A 14,810-nucleotide genomic window follows, 5' to 3' on the forward strand; every position below is an offset into this window, starting at 1 on the left:
CGTTGACCCACTCGATCAGACACCCTCCCGCAAGACGACGACGGAGCCTGGCGCGAGGACGACGCGACCGGTGTGCGTGATACCGCTCAGCAGATCGAAGCCGGACGTATTCGCCCACCCCTCCTCATCGCGGTGATTGATGAGGAAGAGGTAGGACCCGTCGGGCGATGACCGGCGCACCGCCTCGACACCGCTTGACACCTCGGCGACGGGAGCGATCGGAGTCTCCTCCAGGAGCTGGTCGATCAGTGCCCCCAGGCTCGGCACATCGAGGTCGGCGGAAAGGTACCATGCCGTTCCGCGCCCCACCCGTCGACGTGTAATAGCAGGAAGTCCAGCGACCGCGCCGTCGGAGTAGCTGGCGACGACCTCGACCCCCGCCTCGGCGGCCGGGGTCTGCAGCACCTCCGTCCACCGGTTCGCCGTCCACCCGTTGTCGAGCGCGACGGTCTGCCCTTCCGCGAGCGGAGCGAACTCCTCCACCACCACACCGAGCAGGGACCGGAACGCGCCGGTGAACCCTCCCGGGCGCACGGTGTTCACCTCATCCACGACCCCGGAGAACCAGGTGACGAGGACGGTCCCTCCGTCCTCGACGAAGGCCTCGACGGCGCGCGCGTTGTCATCGGAGACGAGGAACAGCCCGGGGACGACCACGACCCGGTAGGAGGAGAGGTCCGTCCAAGGGGCGACCACATCCGTGGTGATGGCCCGTTCGAAGAAGGCGTTGTGCATGGCACGAGCGGTCTCGGAAGCACCCATCCGATTGATGGGCTTGAGTCCGCTCCGCACCGCCCAGCCGGCTTCGTTGTCGTGCAGGATCGCGACGTCTGCCCGGGTGACGACGGTTCCGCGCACCTCGGCGAGCGCCGCGACGTCCTGGCCGAGCGAGACCACCCGTCTGAACGCCCGGCTGTCGGGGCCGGCATGGGGCAGCATGGCGGAGTGGAATTGTTCCGTCCCCGATTTGGAGGCGCGCCACTGGAAGAACATGACGCTGTCCGAGCCACGCGCCACGTGAGCCAGGGCGTGGCGCGCGAGTTCTCCTGGTTCCTTGGGCTGGTTGATCGAGTGCCAACTCGACCCTCCGGTCGCGTGCTCCATGAGCATCCACGGTCCGCCGCCGGACATGCCCCGCATCCGGTCGCCGCTGAACGCGAGGTCCTGGTGCCGGAGCGGGTCGGGGCCGTAGGTGTAATGGTCGTTCGCGATGACGTCCATCTCCACCGCCCAGCGCGTGTAGTCGACGACGTCCGGACCCAGCCCGACCATGAAGTTCGTGGTGACGGGTAGCTCGGGGGTGTGTCGGAGCAGGACCACCCGCTCGGCGCGATACTGCTCCAGGAGCTCGTCCGAGGAGAACCGCTCGTAGTCGAGCAGCTGGCCCGGATTGTGCGCCGTGGCCCCGCTCGGGGTCGTGACTTCTTCGAACGAAGAGTAGCTGTTCCCCCAGAACGCCATGCCCCAGGCGTCGTTGAGCGCTTCGACGGTCGTGTACTTCGTCTCCACCCACTCGCGGAAACGGTTGTTCGACACCGGGCAATGACAACGCGCGTTCCCACCGCCGAGCTCGTTGCTGACGTGCCACATCCGGACCGCCGGGTGACCGGCGACGTGCGCGGCGAGTCGCTCGACGACACGCAGGGCGAACCGCCGGAAGACCTGTGACGACGGGCAGAAGCCGAGGCGGCCGCCGGGCGCGAGCGGGTGCCCGTGTTCGTCCTGCGGCAGGATCTCCGGGTGGAGGCGGTGCAGCCACATCGGCACCGCGGCGGTCGGCGTCGCGAGGTCCACCGCGATTCCGTTCTCGTGCAGCAGGTCGAGCATCCGATCGATCCAGGTGAAGTCGAACACACCCTCCCGCGGCTCGTGGACGACCCAGGAGAACACCCCGAGCGTCACGAGGTTGACGCCGGCCTCCCGCATCAACTCCATGTCCTCCAGGACGGTCTCCCACGGCCATTGCTCGGGACTGTAGTCGCCACCGAACGAGAGCGTCTCGGTGGGCCAGGCCGCGGTCATCGGTCGGCTGGGCTCGGTCGTCTCGGTGCTGCTGGTCATGCCGGGACATCCTTCGTGGTGGTCGGTGATTCGGGTTCAGGGGTGAGGGTGAGGACTCGGGCGGTGGGCGCCGCCGCCGAGACGGAGACGGTCAGCTCGCCGGACGGTGCATCCCAGCGCCAGGCCCAGCCGTCGGTCTCATCGGGGAAGAACGGTGCCGCGACGACCTCGCGTCCGCGGTAATGCGGCACGGGGATCACCACGGTCTCGGGGGCGCCGGGGCGACGCCAGAGGCTGAGGCGTGCGCGCTCGTCGTTCAGAAGGCCCAGCGACACCCACGGGTCCTCCCAGCCGGGCAGCCCGAGCGGCCAGAACGGCGTCGATTGCTCGATGTCGACGAGTACCTCTTTGTGAGCTTCGACGGCCTCGCGCACGAGCGCGACCTCCGCCGGCCCCATCCGGTTGAGGTATCCGGAGAGGTACATGCGGCCGAGGATCCCGTTGACCAGGGCGAACACCATCGCCTCCCGGCCGGAGCCGGTGAGTGGATAGGCCCAGTTCCCCGCTTGCTCGGGGAGCATCGACGCGGGCGCGGCAGCTGCGATCGTCGCGTACATGACGGGATCCTGCTGATCGGAGGTCGACTGGAGGTGCAGCCGGGAGAGCATCGCCGAGTCCATCCGCATCGCACCGGAGGCACAGCTCTCGATGAGCAGGGACGGGTGACGCTCCTGCACGTCGTCGAGCAGACCGAGCAGCGCCCGGTTGTGCTCCAGGAGCCCTGCGCCGGGAGCCAGTCCTCCAGCGTCGGTGCCGGGACCGGTCATGGTGTTGGAGTCCATCTTGATGAAGCCGATGCCGTAGTCGGCGACGAGGCGGTCGATGACACCGTCCACGTGCGCGCGGGCGGCCGGGTCACGCAGGTCGAGCAGGTGTCGGCCGTGCTCGGCGATGCGGATGCCCCCACGGGAGAAGAAGGCCGACTCCGGGAGTGCGCGTCCCGAGGGCGCGAGCGCGAGCGGCGAGCGGACGCCGATCACCTCGGGCTCCAACCAGAGTCCTGCGACCATGCCGCATGAGCGGATGTGATCGATGACTTCCTCGATGCCGCCGGGGAACCGGCTCGGGGCCGGCAGCCACTCCCCGACCGTGTCCCACCAGTGACCCTCGGCGTACCAGCCGGCGTCGATGCAGAACAGGTCTGCTCCGGCATCCGCCGCTGCGTCGATGAGGGGCAGGAGCTTGTCGGTGGTCGGATCGCCCATGAGCGTGTTCATGTAGTCGTTGAAGACGATGGGGAGTGCGTGGTCCGCTTCACGCAGGTGGCGCGTCGCGCGTCGTTGCCAGGTCAGCGCGCCGAGCACCTCGTCGACGCCTCCGTCGGCGAAGGCGACCGAGGCCGGCACGGAGGTGAACTGCTCCCCCGACGCGAGTCGGACACTCCACTGGTTGTCCTGATCCGTCGGGCCGGTCAACAGCAGATAGGCACCGTGACGTGTCTCGCCGATCTCGTATCCCCACGGCCCGTTGTGCTCGACCTGCCAGGCGAGTGCATACTCGCCGGCAGCCGCGAGAAGCACCGCGGTCGGCGCCTGCTCGCCAGTCGACCACGACCCGCGGTTCGCGACGTGGACGCGGCTGCGGGGCGGCTGGTGCTGCACATCACGCTCGATGCGGGCGAGTCCCATGTCCCGCAAGGGCTTCGTCGTCCAGCGGCTCTCAGCGACCCAGTCGTTCGCCGCGGAGGCGAGGACGAAACCGTCGACCTCGGGGGCCGCGGTGAGGAAGGCCCCGGTGACGAACGTGGAGACGAAATCGAGGACGACCGGCTCTCCGGCGGTGACCTCCGTCCACGTGCGGAAGGCGCTGACTCCCGGCGACAGCTCGAAGACACTCGTGACGCTGAGTCCCGTGTCCACGTCCCGCTGCTCGATCCGCAGTGTGTGGTCGTCCTCGAGCCGGTGCGACCGATATCGCAGGCCTGCCCCGATGACGGTGTCGACGTGTCGGAAACTGCCGGGGAACCGCCCGTGGCCGAAACCGGACACCTCCACGAGCGGCTGCCGAAGCGCGTTCGCGAGGATCGGGACGGCACGGTCGGCGGCGCCGCGCGACCCGATGCCGACGAGAGCGACCGGCTCGTCAGGACCCGACGCGAACGCCAGTTCCAGCGCTTCGTTCCCCCACCGGAGCAGGTGCTCCTCATCCGCGTCGTGCCGCTCAGACACGCGCCGGCGTCCGGTCCGCGGACTCCCAGGAAGCGGTGTGGTGGTTGTAGCAGACGGAGTTGTCGAGCAACGCCCGGTCCGGTGCCGCCTCGCTCGACACGACCTTGCCGACCTTCTCCGGGTCGGGCGCTGCGAGCGCGAGCAGCTTCGTGTAGTCGTGCTGGGGGTTGAGGATGACGTCGTCCGCAGGACCGCGCTCGACGACCCGTCCGTGGTACAGCACCAGGATCTCGTCCGAGAAGTGCCGTGCGGTCGCGAGGTCGTGCGTGATGTAGAGGACCGCGAGGTCGTCCTCGCGCTGGAGTCGACCCATCAGGTTCAGCACCCCGAGGCGGATCGACACGTCGAGCATCGAGACCGGCTCGTCGGCGATGAGCACCTGTGCGCCTGGAGCGAGCGCACGGGCGATGGCCACGCGCTGCCGCTGTCCACCCGAGAGCTCGTGCGGGCGGCGTGCCGCCATGTCCTCGGCCGGAGTCAGGTTCACCCGTTCCAGCATCGTCAGCACCTGCTCATGCACCGCTCCCGCCCCGGAGGCCCGGCGATGGATCCGGATGGGCCGTGCGATGTGGTGCTCGATCGTGTGGAAGGGGTTGAGCGAGGCGAACGGGTCCTGGAACACCATCTGCACGTGACGTCGGTAGAGCGAACGGGGCACCGTCGCGCCGTCGTCGAGCGTCACCTCGATCTTCCCCGATGTCGGGCGTTCCAGACGCGCGAGCATGCGAGCGATGGTCGACTTCCCCGAACCCGACTCCCCCACCAGGGCGACGGTCCGACCGGGCACGAGGTCGAATGACACCCGGTCGACCGCTCGGAACGCCGTTCGCTTCAGCCCCTTCTTGATGGTGAAGTCCTTCGTGAGGTCCGAGACGTGGATCGTCGTCATGACGCGTCCTCCTGTTCTTCGTCGACACCGGTCCGGATGAAGGCGCCGCGCGAGCCACTGAGGCTCGGGAAGGATTGCAACAGCCGCTGGGTGTACGGGTGATCCGGTTCGCGATAGATCTGATCCGCGGTGCCCAGCTCGACGATCTCGCCCTCGAGCATGATCGCGATACGGTCGCTGATCTCGAGGAGCAGCGGAAGGTCGTGCGTGATGAAGATGACCGCGAAGTCGAGTTCGTCGCGCAACCGCACGATCTCACGCAGGATGTCGCGCTGCACGACCACGTCGAGCGCGGTCGTCGGCTCGTCCATGATCATGACCTGCGGTTCGAGGAGCATCGCCATGGCGATCATGACGCGCTGGCGCATACCGCCCGAGAGCTCGTGCGGGTACGAACTCAGTCGAGCCCGGTCGACGCCGACCCGCTCGAGGACGTCGCCCGCCCGTTGGACGCGCTCCTTCCGAGACAACTCGGGCCGGTGCGTGATCAACACATCGCACAGTTGCGCACGCACGTTCGTGACGGGGTTGAGGGCGTTCATCGCCCCCTGGAAAACCATCGACAGCTTCGTCCAGCGGAAACTCCGCAGCTCCTCGTCCTCGAGGGCGAGGAGGTCGACATCACTGCCGTCGCGGTCGTGGAAGGTGATGCTGCCGGAGGAGATCCGAGCCGGCGGCTTATGCAGGCGGTTGATGGCATAGGCGAGCGTGGTCTTCCCGCAGCCGGACTCACCCGCGAGTCCGAGGATCTCACCGGGGGCGAGGGACAGGGTCGCGTGCTTGACCGCCGTCACCGGGCGTTCGACCTCGTACACGACCGAGAGGTCGTCGATGGTCACGACAGCCGGTCTGGTCGACCGCTTGGATGGGGCGTCGAGGAGCGTCATGCGCGTGCCTTCCTGTCGGATCCCGAGTCGGCGGCGTCGTGCCTCGCCGTCGCGCGCTCCAGCCGCGCGGCCACCTTGGCGCGCTTCCGGTGCAACCGGACGTTCTTGAGCTTGGGGTTGATGATCTCGTCGATGGAGAAGTTGATGAGCGAGAGTCCCATGCCGAACAGGGCGATGATGAGACCGGGCGGACCGAACCACCACCATGCACCGAGCGGGAGGGCGAACCCGTTCTGCGCGTAGAACAGCATCGTGCCGAGGGTGGAGGAGTTCGACGCGCCGAGGCCGAGGAACGACAGCCCGGCCTCTCCGAGGATCGCGGCGATGACAGCGAACACGAACTGGGACGCGAGCACCGGCAGCAGGTTCGGCAAGATCTCGACCGCGATGACGCGACCGGCACGTTCTCCGGCGACTCGGGAGGCCGCGACGTAGTCGCGACTCCGGATGGAGAGGGTCTGCGCCCGCAGCACGCGACTGGACGCTGCCCAGCCGGTGATCGCGAGGACCACTGCGATGGTCCAGAGGCCACGCTGCTCCGGTGGGACGAAGCCGGAGATCACGATGACGAGCGGCAGACCCGGGATCACGAGGAACACGTTCGAGAAGAGCGAGAACGCCTCATCGGTGAAGCCGCCGATGTAGGCGCCGAGGATACCGAAGAAGGCCGAGAGGATCGTCGCGAGCACGCCGACGATGAGTCCGATCTGCAGCGAGCCGGCTGTCGCATACGCCAGCTGCGCGAACACGTCCTGGCCGGTCTGGGTCGTGCCCAGGAGGTGTTCGGCGCTCGGCGGCTGCAGCCCGTCGTCGCGGATGGTCGTCGGGTCACCGACCAGGAGGGGCCCGATGAGCCCGAAGAGTGCGATGCCTCCGACGAGCACGAGTCCGACGGCGAGCCACGGCGTCATGGTCGGAAGCATCATCCGCCAGGCCGACCGGGGTCTCCTTCCCCGCTCGGCGGCTGCGGTCGCGAGCGCCCTCGTCGCGTCGGGCACGTTGGGTTCGGTCCGAGGAGCGAGATTCGTCATCGGCTGAGTCCTTCCAGAACGATCGGCTTCGCCGACGGTGAGACGCGGATCGTGCGCCCGGGCATCAGACGCTCACCCGGGTGCGTGGATCGATGAGGCCGTAGAAGAGGTCGACGATGAGATTCGCCCCGAGGACCGCGAGGGTGATGTAGAGGAAGATGCCCTGCATGAGCGCGTAGTCGTTGTTCGTGACCGCCGAGAGGAGCTTCGACCCGATACCCGGATACGAGAACACCTGCTCGGTCACGATCGACCCCGACACGACGAACCCGAGTGAGATCGCGAAACCGGCGACCGACGGCAGGACCGCGTTGCGCGCCGCGTAGTTGCGGAGGATCCGACCCTGGCTGAGCCCCTTCGCCTGAGCGGTGAGGATGTAGTCCTCGGAGAGCGTCGAGACCATCATGTTGCGCATCCCGAGCAGCCAGCCCCCGAGTGATGCGATGACGATGGTCAGCGCCGGAAGGAATCCGTACTGGACGGCCGAGGCGATGAACTCCCACGAGAAGCCGGGATCGAGGACCACGTCGTAGCCCCCCTGGGAAGGGAAGAGTTTGAGCGTCGTCGCGAACACGTAGACGAGGATGAGCGCCAGCCAGAAGTACGGCACCGCTGCCAGCAGCGTGGTCGCCGGTACGAGCGAGTCGAGCCAGGTACCCGGCTTCCAACCCACGATCGCGCCGAGGGAGACGCCGATGATCGTCGCGAGCACGGTCGAGATGCCGACCAGCACGATGGTCCACGGGAGCGAGGTGCTGATCACCTCGGTGACCGGCGTCGGGAAGTAACTGACCGAGACACCGAGGTCGCCTCGGAAGACGTTGACGAGGTAGTTCCAGTACTGGAGGGGCAGCGGGTCGGAGGAATCGCCGCCGAGAAGGAGCTCGTATGCCTTGCGTGTGTCGGGGGTGACGATGCCGCCCCGTTGCTGCAGCTTGGCGAGCAGGATGTCGACCGGGTTGCCGGGCAACAGCCTCGGGATCAGGAAGTTGAGGGTCAGTGCCGCCCAGAGGGCGACGAGGTAGAACCCCAGTTTGCGGACGAAGTAGTTCACGACGTCCCTCCCGTATGCGCCGTTGCGCGCTCCTTCTCAGCGGCGATCATCGTCACTTCCCCGTCGGCTTCAGCGACTTGAAGATCTCCGCATTGTCCGGAGAGGCCCAGATCGCGGGGAACGCGTAGAGGTTGTCGAGCGTGGGCCAGCCGGTGAACTTCTCACTGTGGAACTCGCTGGTCGTGCCACCGGTCATGATCGGGATGTACGGCATGTCCGCGACGATCTTCGCCTGGAGGATGTCGAACTGCGCCTGACGCGCCGCGGTGTCGGTCGGGTTGGTCGCTTTCAGGACGGCCAGCGCGGCGTCGACCTCGGGGTCGCTGAACCGGGCGATGTTCTGCGGCGCGATCTCACCGACCGGTGCCGTGAACGCGGAGTTGAAGTACTTGTCGTACAGGTAGTACGGGTCGGAAGCGGCGCCCTGGCCGAGGGAGTCGATCGCGAGCTGGTAGTTGCCCTTCCCCTTCTTGTCCGTCCACTCGTTCCACGAGGACTGCGCCACCTTGAGCTCGATGCCGGCCGCCTTGAGCTGCTGCGACATGGTGTCGATGGCGGTGATGTAGTCGGTCCAGCCGGTGACGACCTCGACGGTCAGCGACAGCTTCGCGCCGTCCTTGGCGTAGATCCCGTCGGAACCCTTCGCCCAGCCGGCGCCCTCCAGGAGACTGGCGGACTTCGCCGTGTCCGGGGTGTTCGGAGCGACGGGCTCTGCGATCGCCGGGGAGATCAGGTCCTGCTGCGTGGTGGTCAGCGCGAAGGTCGGCGAGATGTCGCTCGCGGTGTTCTGGAAGGCGAGCGAGTTCATCTGGTCGCGGTTCAGCGCCGCGTAGATCGCCTGCCTGACAGCCGGATCGGTCTGCGGACCGACGCAGCCGAGCGCGGTGCTCGAGCAGGTGAGCAGTGCCATCTGGTTCTGCGGGATCGTGATCGCCTCGTACCCGGGGTACGTGGTCGACACGTTCTCGATGTCCGGCACCGGGCCGGTCTGCCAGTCGATGGACCCTGCCGCGAGCGCGTCGGCTCCCGCAGTGTTGCCCGACAGCGACAGGTAGCGGACCGCCTTCACTGCCGGCTCACCGTCCCAGTACTTCGGGTTCGCGACGAGGGTGAACGCCTGAGCTTTGAAGTTCCCGAGGGTGTAAGGACCGGTTCCGACCGGCTTCTCCATGACGTCGGTCGTCGGATCGGTGTCCTTCCAGATGTGCTCCGGAACGATCGGGGTGCGCCCGAGGAGCGTCGGGCCGCTGACGAAGGCCGGGTGGTCCCAGGTGAACACGACGTGCGTGTCATCGGTCGCCTCGACGGTCCCGTCGAAGCCACCGGTGTTGATCGACGGGGTCTTCAGCAGGAGCTCGAAGGTGAAGGCGACGTCCTTGGCGGTGAACGGCTTGCCGTCGGACCAGGTCACACCGTCGCGCACGGTGACCGAGAGCTGTGTGCCGTCGTCGTTCCAGGTGTACTCGGTGCCGAGGAGCGGCTTGTAGGGATCGGTGTTGACGTTGGTCACGAAGAAGAGCGACTCGTAGATGGTTCCGATGCCGCCGATCTGCGACGGGGAATACGGGTTGAAGTTGATCTGGTAGTCGCCCGACTGGCCGGTGTAGGCGACGAGCGTGTCGGACGCGGAGGCCGAACCGCTTGATCCGCTCGACGGCGAGCAACCGGAGAGGAGGAGCGCGGCCGCGGCGGCCGCGACGGCACCCACGACCCAGGTGCGGCGACGGGGCCGGGAGCCCGTGGTACTGAGGAACATCGTTGATCCTTTCCCAGGGCGTTGACCGCGGGATGCAGTCGACGCCGACTTCGTGATCGGGGTGGATATTTCCACCCGACGCGTCCATTGTTACTTAGGTAAATTATGTGCGTCAAGCACTTCGGGCGAACTCGTCCCGATCCGACGCCGTACCGAAAGGGCCTCATGACAGACCTCCTGGACACGCAGCTTCACGGCGATGACGCCGAAGCTCGACCAAGCTCCACGCACCTCGTCGTCCTCCGGCGGGATGGCGTCTCCCTCGTCATCGACACCGGCGACAGGGATGCAGGCGCGCTCGGCCGCGCGACCTTGCCGACCGTCCTGCACTGGGGAGGGGACCTCGGCGATCTCTCCCCCACCGCGGTGCACGACCTCTCCGCAGCCCTCAGCCGACGATCGAGCGCAGGCACGGTGGATGCCGCGTCACAGGCTTCGATCCTGCCGGCGGAAGGCGATGGCTGGGCCGGGCGGCCAGGCGCGCAGATCAGGCGTGACGGCGTGCCGCTCTATCCCCGCTGGTCGACGGTCGAACCCGTCACCTCCGCCGATGGAACCACGCTCACGACGGTCGCGCACGACCGGTCGAACGCGCTGCGGTTGACCTCCACCATCACCATCGAGGCAGGAGGCGTGGTCTCCCTCACCCACTCCGTCGAACGGGCGCCGACAGACACCCGAGCGTCCAGCACCCTGACCGTGGACTGGCTGGAGGCCACCCTGCCGGTCCCGAAGTCCGTCGACCATCTGACCACCTTCGCGGGGCGTTGGACCAGGGAGAAGGTGCCGAGCACCAGCCGGATGCCCCGTGGCTCCGCCGTGCGGCAGACACGACGTGGTCGTGGCGGCCACGACGCACCGACCCTCTCCATCGTCTCGGTCGACGCTCCCCGAGACCGCCTCGGCGAGCTGTGGGCGGTCCACCTCGGTTGGAGCGCCGACTGCACCTACCGCAACGACCGCCTGGCCGAAGCAGTCGACCTCATCGGCGCGGGTGAGTTGCTCCGTGCCGGTGAGATCGAACTCGCCCCAGGCGCGAGCTACACGACGCCGACCGCCTACTTCGCCTGGTCCGATGCCGGACTGGACGGGCTCTCGCAGCGCTTCCATCGGTTCGAGCGGGCACGTCCGGGGCACCCGCGCTCTCCCCGGCCGCTCGTCCTGAACACCTGGGAGGCGGTCTACTTCCACCACGATCCGACCTTCCTCCTCGAGCTCGCGGAAATCGCGGCGGAGGTGGGCGTGGAACGCTTCGTCCTCGACGACGGCTGGTTCCTCGGCCGCCGGGACGACACCCGCGGCCTCGGCGACTGGATCGTCGACCGCGACGTCTGGCCGGACGGTCTCGGCCCGCTCGCCGCTCGGGTGCACGAGCTCGGGATGGAGTTCGGGCTGTGGTTCGAACCCGAGATGATCAATCTCGACTCCGAGCTGGCGCGAGCCCACCCGGAGTGGCTGCTCCACGCGTCGGATCACTTCCCGACCCCCGAAGGCATCTCGTGGCGAAGCCAGTTCGTCCTCGACATCGCCCGCGAGGACGCCTACGCGTACATCCTCGACCGCCTGCACAGACTCGTGGGTGAGCTGGGCGTCGACTTCATCAAGTGGGACCACAACCGCGATCTCGTCGAGGCCATGCACGACGGACGCCCGGGTACGCATCTGCAGACACGGGCCCTCTACCGCCTGATGGCCGAGCTGAAAGCGCTGCACCCCGGTCTCGAGATCGAGTCCTGCTCCTCCGGGGGCGCGCGCAGCGACCTCGGAATCCTGGAGGTCGCGGACCGCGTCTGGGCCAGCGATTCGAACGATCCGGTCGAACGGCAGGACATCCAGCGGTGGACGCAGCTGCTCCTGGCACCGGAACTCGTCGGAGGCCACGTCGGTCCCACCACGGCGCACTCGTCCGGAAGGACCACGGCCCTGTCGTTCAGGCTCGCGACCAGTCTGATGGGGTCGGCGGGGTTCGAGTGGAACATCGCCGCGTGCACCCCCGAAGAACGGGCCGTGATCACCCGCTGGGCTGCGCTGTACAAGGAACTGCGGCACGTGATCCACACCGGCACCGCCGTCCATGCGGATGTGCGCGATCCGGCACTCCGCGTCGTCGGTACCGTGTCCGAGGATCGCTCCGAAGCCGTCTACACCATCGCCAGTGTCGCCACCCTGGAGGATTCCCTGCCTGAACGGATCAGGCTCCACGGACTGGACGCGACGGCCGACTACCGGATCCGCGTCCGCGATGAGATCGGACGGACCAGTCACGGATTCGCCACCCCCGAGTGGATCACCTCCGGAGAGGTGACCCTGCCCGGCTCGGTCCTCGACGGGATCGGCCTGCAGATCCCACCCCTGTGGCCGGCGCAGGCGCTCGTCCTGCACGTCACTCGCGCCTGAACCCGACGTCGGGACCCGTTCGTCTGGCAGGACGGGTCCCGACGTGGCGCCCGAGGTGGGCTCAGCGCCCGGCGTGCAGGCCGTTCGCGTGGCGGAGGACCCCCTCGGCGACGAACGCCGACGGCTCAAGACCCGCCTTCGCCGTCACCCCGAAGATCACCTGCTGACCGGGGAACAGCGTCACGAGTCCCTGGTCGACCCGGGCCGAAGCATCGACGCGGTCGACCAGCAGCGCGATGTCCCTCACGTAGCTCGTCGCCGTCACCGTGACGAGATAGCGAGCCGGATCGTCGACGTCCGCCCTCGCCTCGGTCGACACCGGGTGGGGGTCGAGTGTCTGATCGGCGACCTCCGAAGGATTGTGGATCGCGGTCGCGAATCCCGTGAGGGACGCGGTGATGACCTCAGTGTTCCTGTCGACGACCGCCTCCACGCCGGCCGGGACGACCACCCGCGCCGACCCACGCGCAGGGACCGACGTCTGCACGGCCGCGGTGGCCAGGACGGCACCGTCGAAGGTCCTCCGATGCAGGAGCACTTCCCCCGTCCACCCGTCGGCGGTGTCGTTCAGCACCACCAGTTCCAGACCTCCCTCGGCGGGCTGGAACGTGGCAAGACGCGGCTCGTAGACCGCCCTGAGGGCGAACCAGAGCGGCTTGCGATGTTCGGCGAAGTCGACGGCGGCCCAGGAGACGACCGGCCAGTTGTCGTTCAGCTGCCAGACGATGACGCCGGTGTTCAGTGGTGCGAGCGAACGGAAGTGCTCGATTCCGAATCGGATCGCCGCCGCCTGGTTGAGCTGGGTGGCCCAGTGCCACTCCTCGATCGTGCGCGGCTCAGGCAGGTGTCCCCGCAGGCCGCGCTCGAGTTTCAGGTTGCCGTCCTCTGCTTTCTGGTGCACCAGCATCTGAGGCCCATACGGGTCGAGCGGTTCGTCGTGGACGACATCGACCAGCGTCGACCACGCGGGTGGCCCTTGGAACCCAAACTCCGATGCGAACCGGGGGTGGTGCTGACGGAACTCCGAGTAGTCGAGTCGGTTCCACACGTCCCAGATGTGCATGGTGCCGTTCGCGGCGTCGTTCGGGTGCAGGTACTCGTCGAAGGAGTACGGGCTCGCAGGCGAATAGGGACGAGTCGGGTCGAGTTCGGCGATGAGGGCGGGGAGGAGTTCGCGATAGTAGCCGTTCCCCCAGGTCCGCCCCTTGAGTTCCTGGCGCCAGCCCCACTCGACGTATCCCCAGATGTTCTCGTTGTTGCCGTTCCAGACCACGAGGGATGGGTGGGGGCTGAGCCTGGTGATCGCTTCGCGCGCCTCCGCCTCGACCTCGACCGCCAGCCACTCCTCTTCCGCATAGGCGGCGCAGGCGAACAGGAAGTCCTGCCAGACGAGGATGCCCGCCTCGTCGCAGGCGTCGTAGAAGTCATCGGACTCGTAGATCCCGCCGCCCCACACGCGCAGCAGGTTCATGTTCGCCTCCGCTGCGTCAGTGACACGTCGGCGGTACCGGTCCCGGTCGATCTCCGTGACGAAGGCGTGGTCCGGTATCCAGTTGGCACCGCGGATCTGGATGAGCTCGCCGTTGACCACGATGTCGAACGGCGCACCGTGGTCGTCGGGCATCGTGTCGATCCTCACCGTTCGGAAGCCGATGCGTGAGTGCCAGTGCGCCGTCGATGCGTCCGTCCACTCATCACCGAGAACGTCGACCCGGACGTCGTAGAGCGGCTGTCCACCGTGCCCCCTCGGCCACCAGACGTCCACCTTCGGGATGGTGAGGGTGACCCGGACCTCCTCGACGCCCGGCGTGACGGAGACGGTGTCCTCGACCCCGCCGACGGCGACCCGGAGTCGCACACGCTCTTCACTCGTGTCGTGGGATGGCGCCGTCCAGTCCAACCTGATGCGAGCGTCGAGCAACCCGACCACGCCGTCCTCATGGTCCGCGAGGTCGACGAGCGGACGGACGGAGTCGATCCGGACGCCCGACCAGCTCTCGATGCCGATCGGTCGCCAGATACCGCTGGTCGCGACATCGATCCCCCAGTCCCAACCGAAGTTCGACGCCGCCTTCCGCAGCGCGTTGTACGGATGGTGGTTCACGTGCGGTCGGGCTCCATGCGCTGCAGATCTGGCTTCCGCTTCCTCGACAGGAGCCGCGAAGGTGATCGTCAGGCGATTCTCGCCCGCTCGGAGGTACGGACCGACGTCGAAGCGGTAGCTCCGGTGCTGGTTCTCGGTCTCACCGACCTGTGCGCCGTTCAGCTCGATCGACGCGACCGTGTCGAGGCCCAGCGCAACCAGCTCGTGCCGGTCGGCCTCGTCGGCATGCCAGTGGAAGACCGTCTCGTACCGCCAGGCAGTACTCCCGATCCACTGCTGCGCCGTCTCATTGTCCCCGTCGAACGGATCGGCGATGAGTCCTCGGGCGTGGAGATCGAGGTGCACGCAACCGGGGACCGACGCGGCGACGGTCAGGTCACGGACCGGTTTCGGCACCGGGCCTGCGAGAGCGGTGAGCGTCCAGTCGGAATGGAGCGGGAGGTAAGCCATGTGCGTCCTTGCA

9 protein-coding genes are annotated in these 14,810 nt (G+C 67.6%); 1 reads left to right on the forward strand and 8 read right to left on the reverse strand.

What is annotated here, in order from left to right:
- Nucleotides 1-15: 15 nt before the first annotated feature.
- The 7 genes from ACQ3HE_RS02250 to ACQ3HE_RS02280 form a co-directional block, all read right to left on the reverse strand.
- A complete protein-coding gene (locus ACQ3HE_RS02250; protein WP_430891144.1) occupies nucleotides 16-2,061 on the reverse strand; it encodes a beta-galactosidase in 2,046 nt (681 codons plus the stop codon).
- Nucleotides 2,058-4,229, reverse strand: coding sequence for a glycoside hydrolase family 36 protein (locus tag ACQ3HE_RS02255; protein WP_430891146.1), 2,172 nt, complete (start codon nucleotides 4,227-4,229; stop codon nucleotides 2,058-2,060). Before ACQ3HE_RS02255 ends, ACQ3HE_RS02250 begins: the two co-directional genes overlap by 4 nt.
- A complete protein-coding gene (locus tag ACQ3HE_RS02260; RefSeq protein ID WP_430891148.1) occupies nucleotides 4,222-5,118 on the reverse strand; it encodes an ABC transporter ATP-binding protein in 897 nt (298 codons plus the stop codon). Before ACQ3HE_RS02260 ends, ACQ3HE_RS02255 begins: the two co-directional genes overlap by 8 nt.
- The gene (locus ACQ3HE_RS02265) at nucleotides 5,115-6,005 is read right to left on the reverse strand and encodes an ABC transporter ATP-binding protein (protein ID WP_430891150.1); all 891 of its coding nucleotides are present in this window, start codon (nucleotides 6,003-6,005) and stop codon (nucleotides 5,115-5,117) included. Before ACQ3HE_RS02265 ends, ACQ3HE_RS02260 begins: the two co-directional genes overlap by 4 nt.
- Entirely contained in the window at nucleotides 6,002-7,036 is a 1,035-nt protein-coding gene (locus tag ACQ3HE_RS02270) for an ABC transporter permease (RefSeq protein WP_430891152.1), read from the reverse strand. Before ACQ3HE_RS02270 ends, ACQ3HE_RS02265 begins: the two co-directional genes overlap by 4 nt.
- Nucleotides 7,037-7,100: 64 nt before the next feature.
- Nucleotides 7,101-8,090 (reverse strand): ABC transporter permease, encoded by a 990-nt coding sequence (locus ACQ3HE_RS02275; protein ID WP_056006338.1) that lies wholly within the window; start codon nucleotides 8,088-8,090, stop codon nucleotides 7,101-7,103.
- Between the two features lie 52 nt (nucleotides 8,091-8,142).
- Nucleotides 8,143-9,846, reverse strand: a complete 1,704-nt coding sequence (locus ACQ3HE_RS02280) for an ABC transporter substrate-binding protein (protein ID WP_430891154.1) — start codon at nucleotides 9,844-9,846, stop codon at nucleotides 8,143-8,145.
- Between the two features lie 165 nt (nucleotides 9,847-10,011).
- Between ACQ3HE_RS02280 and ACQ3HE_RS02285 the strand changes: the two genes are divergently transcribed.
- On the forward strand, nucleotides 10,012-12,243 hold the full coding sequence (locus ACQ3HE_RS02285) for an alpha-galactosidase (protein ID WP_430891156.1): 2,232 nt from the start codon (nucleotides 10,012-10,014) through the stop codon (nucleotides 12,241-12,243).
- A gap of 61 nt (nucleotides 12,244-12,304) precedes the next feature.
- Here ACQ3HE_RS02285 and ACQ3HE_RS02290 read toward each other — a convergent pair whose 3' ends face one another.
- Nucleotides 12,305-14,797, reverse strand: a complete 2,493-nt coding sequence (locus ACQ3HE_RS02290; protein ID WP_430891158.1) for a glycoside hydrolase family 2 protein — start codon at nucleotides 14,795-14,797, stop codon at nucleotides 12,305-12,307.
- Nucleotides 14,798-14,810: the final 13 nt, after the last annotated feature.

This window comes from Plantibacter auratus, assembly GCF_050587365.1.
Taxonomy (GTDB): Bacteria; Actinomycetota; Actinomycetes; order Actinomycetales; family Microbacteriaceae; genus Plantibacter; species Plantibacter auratus.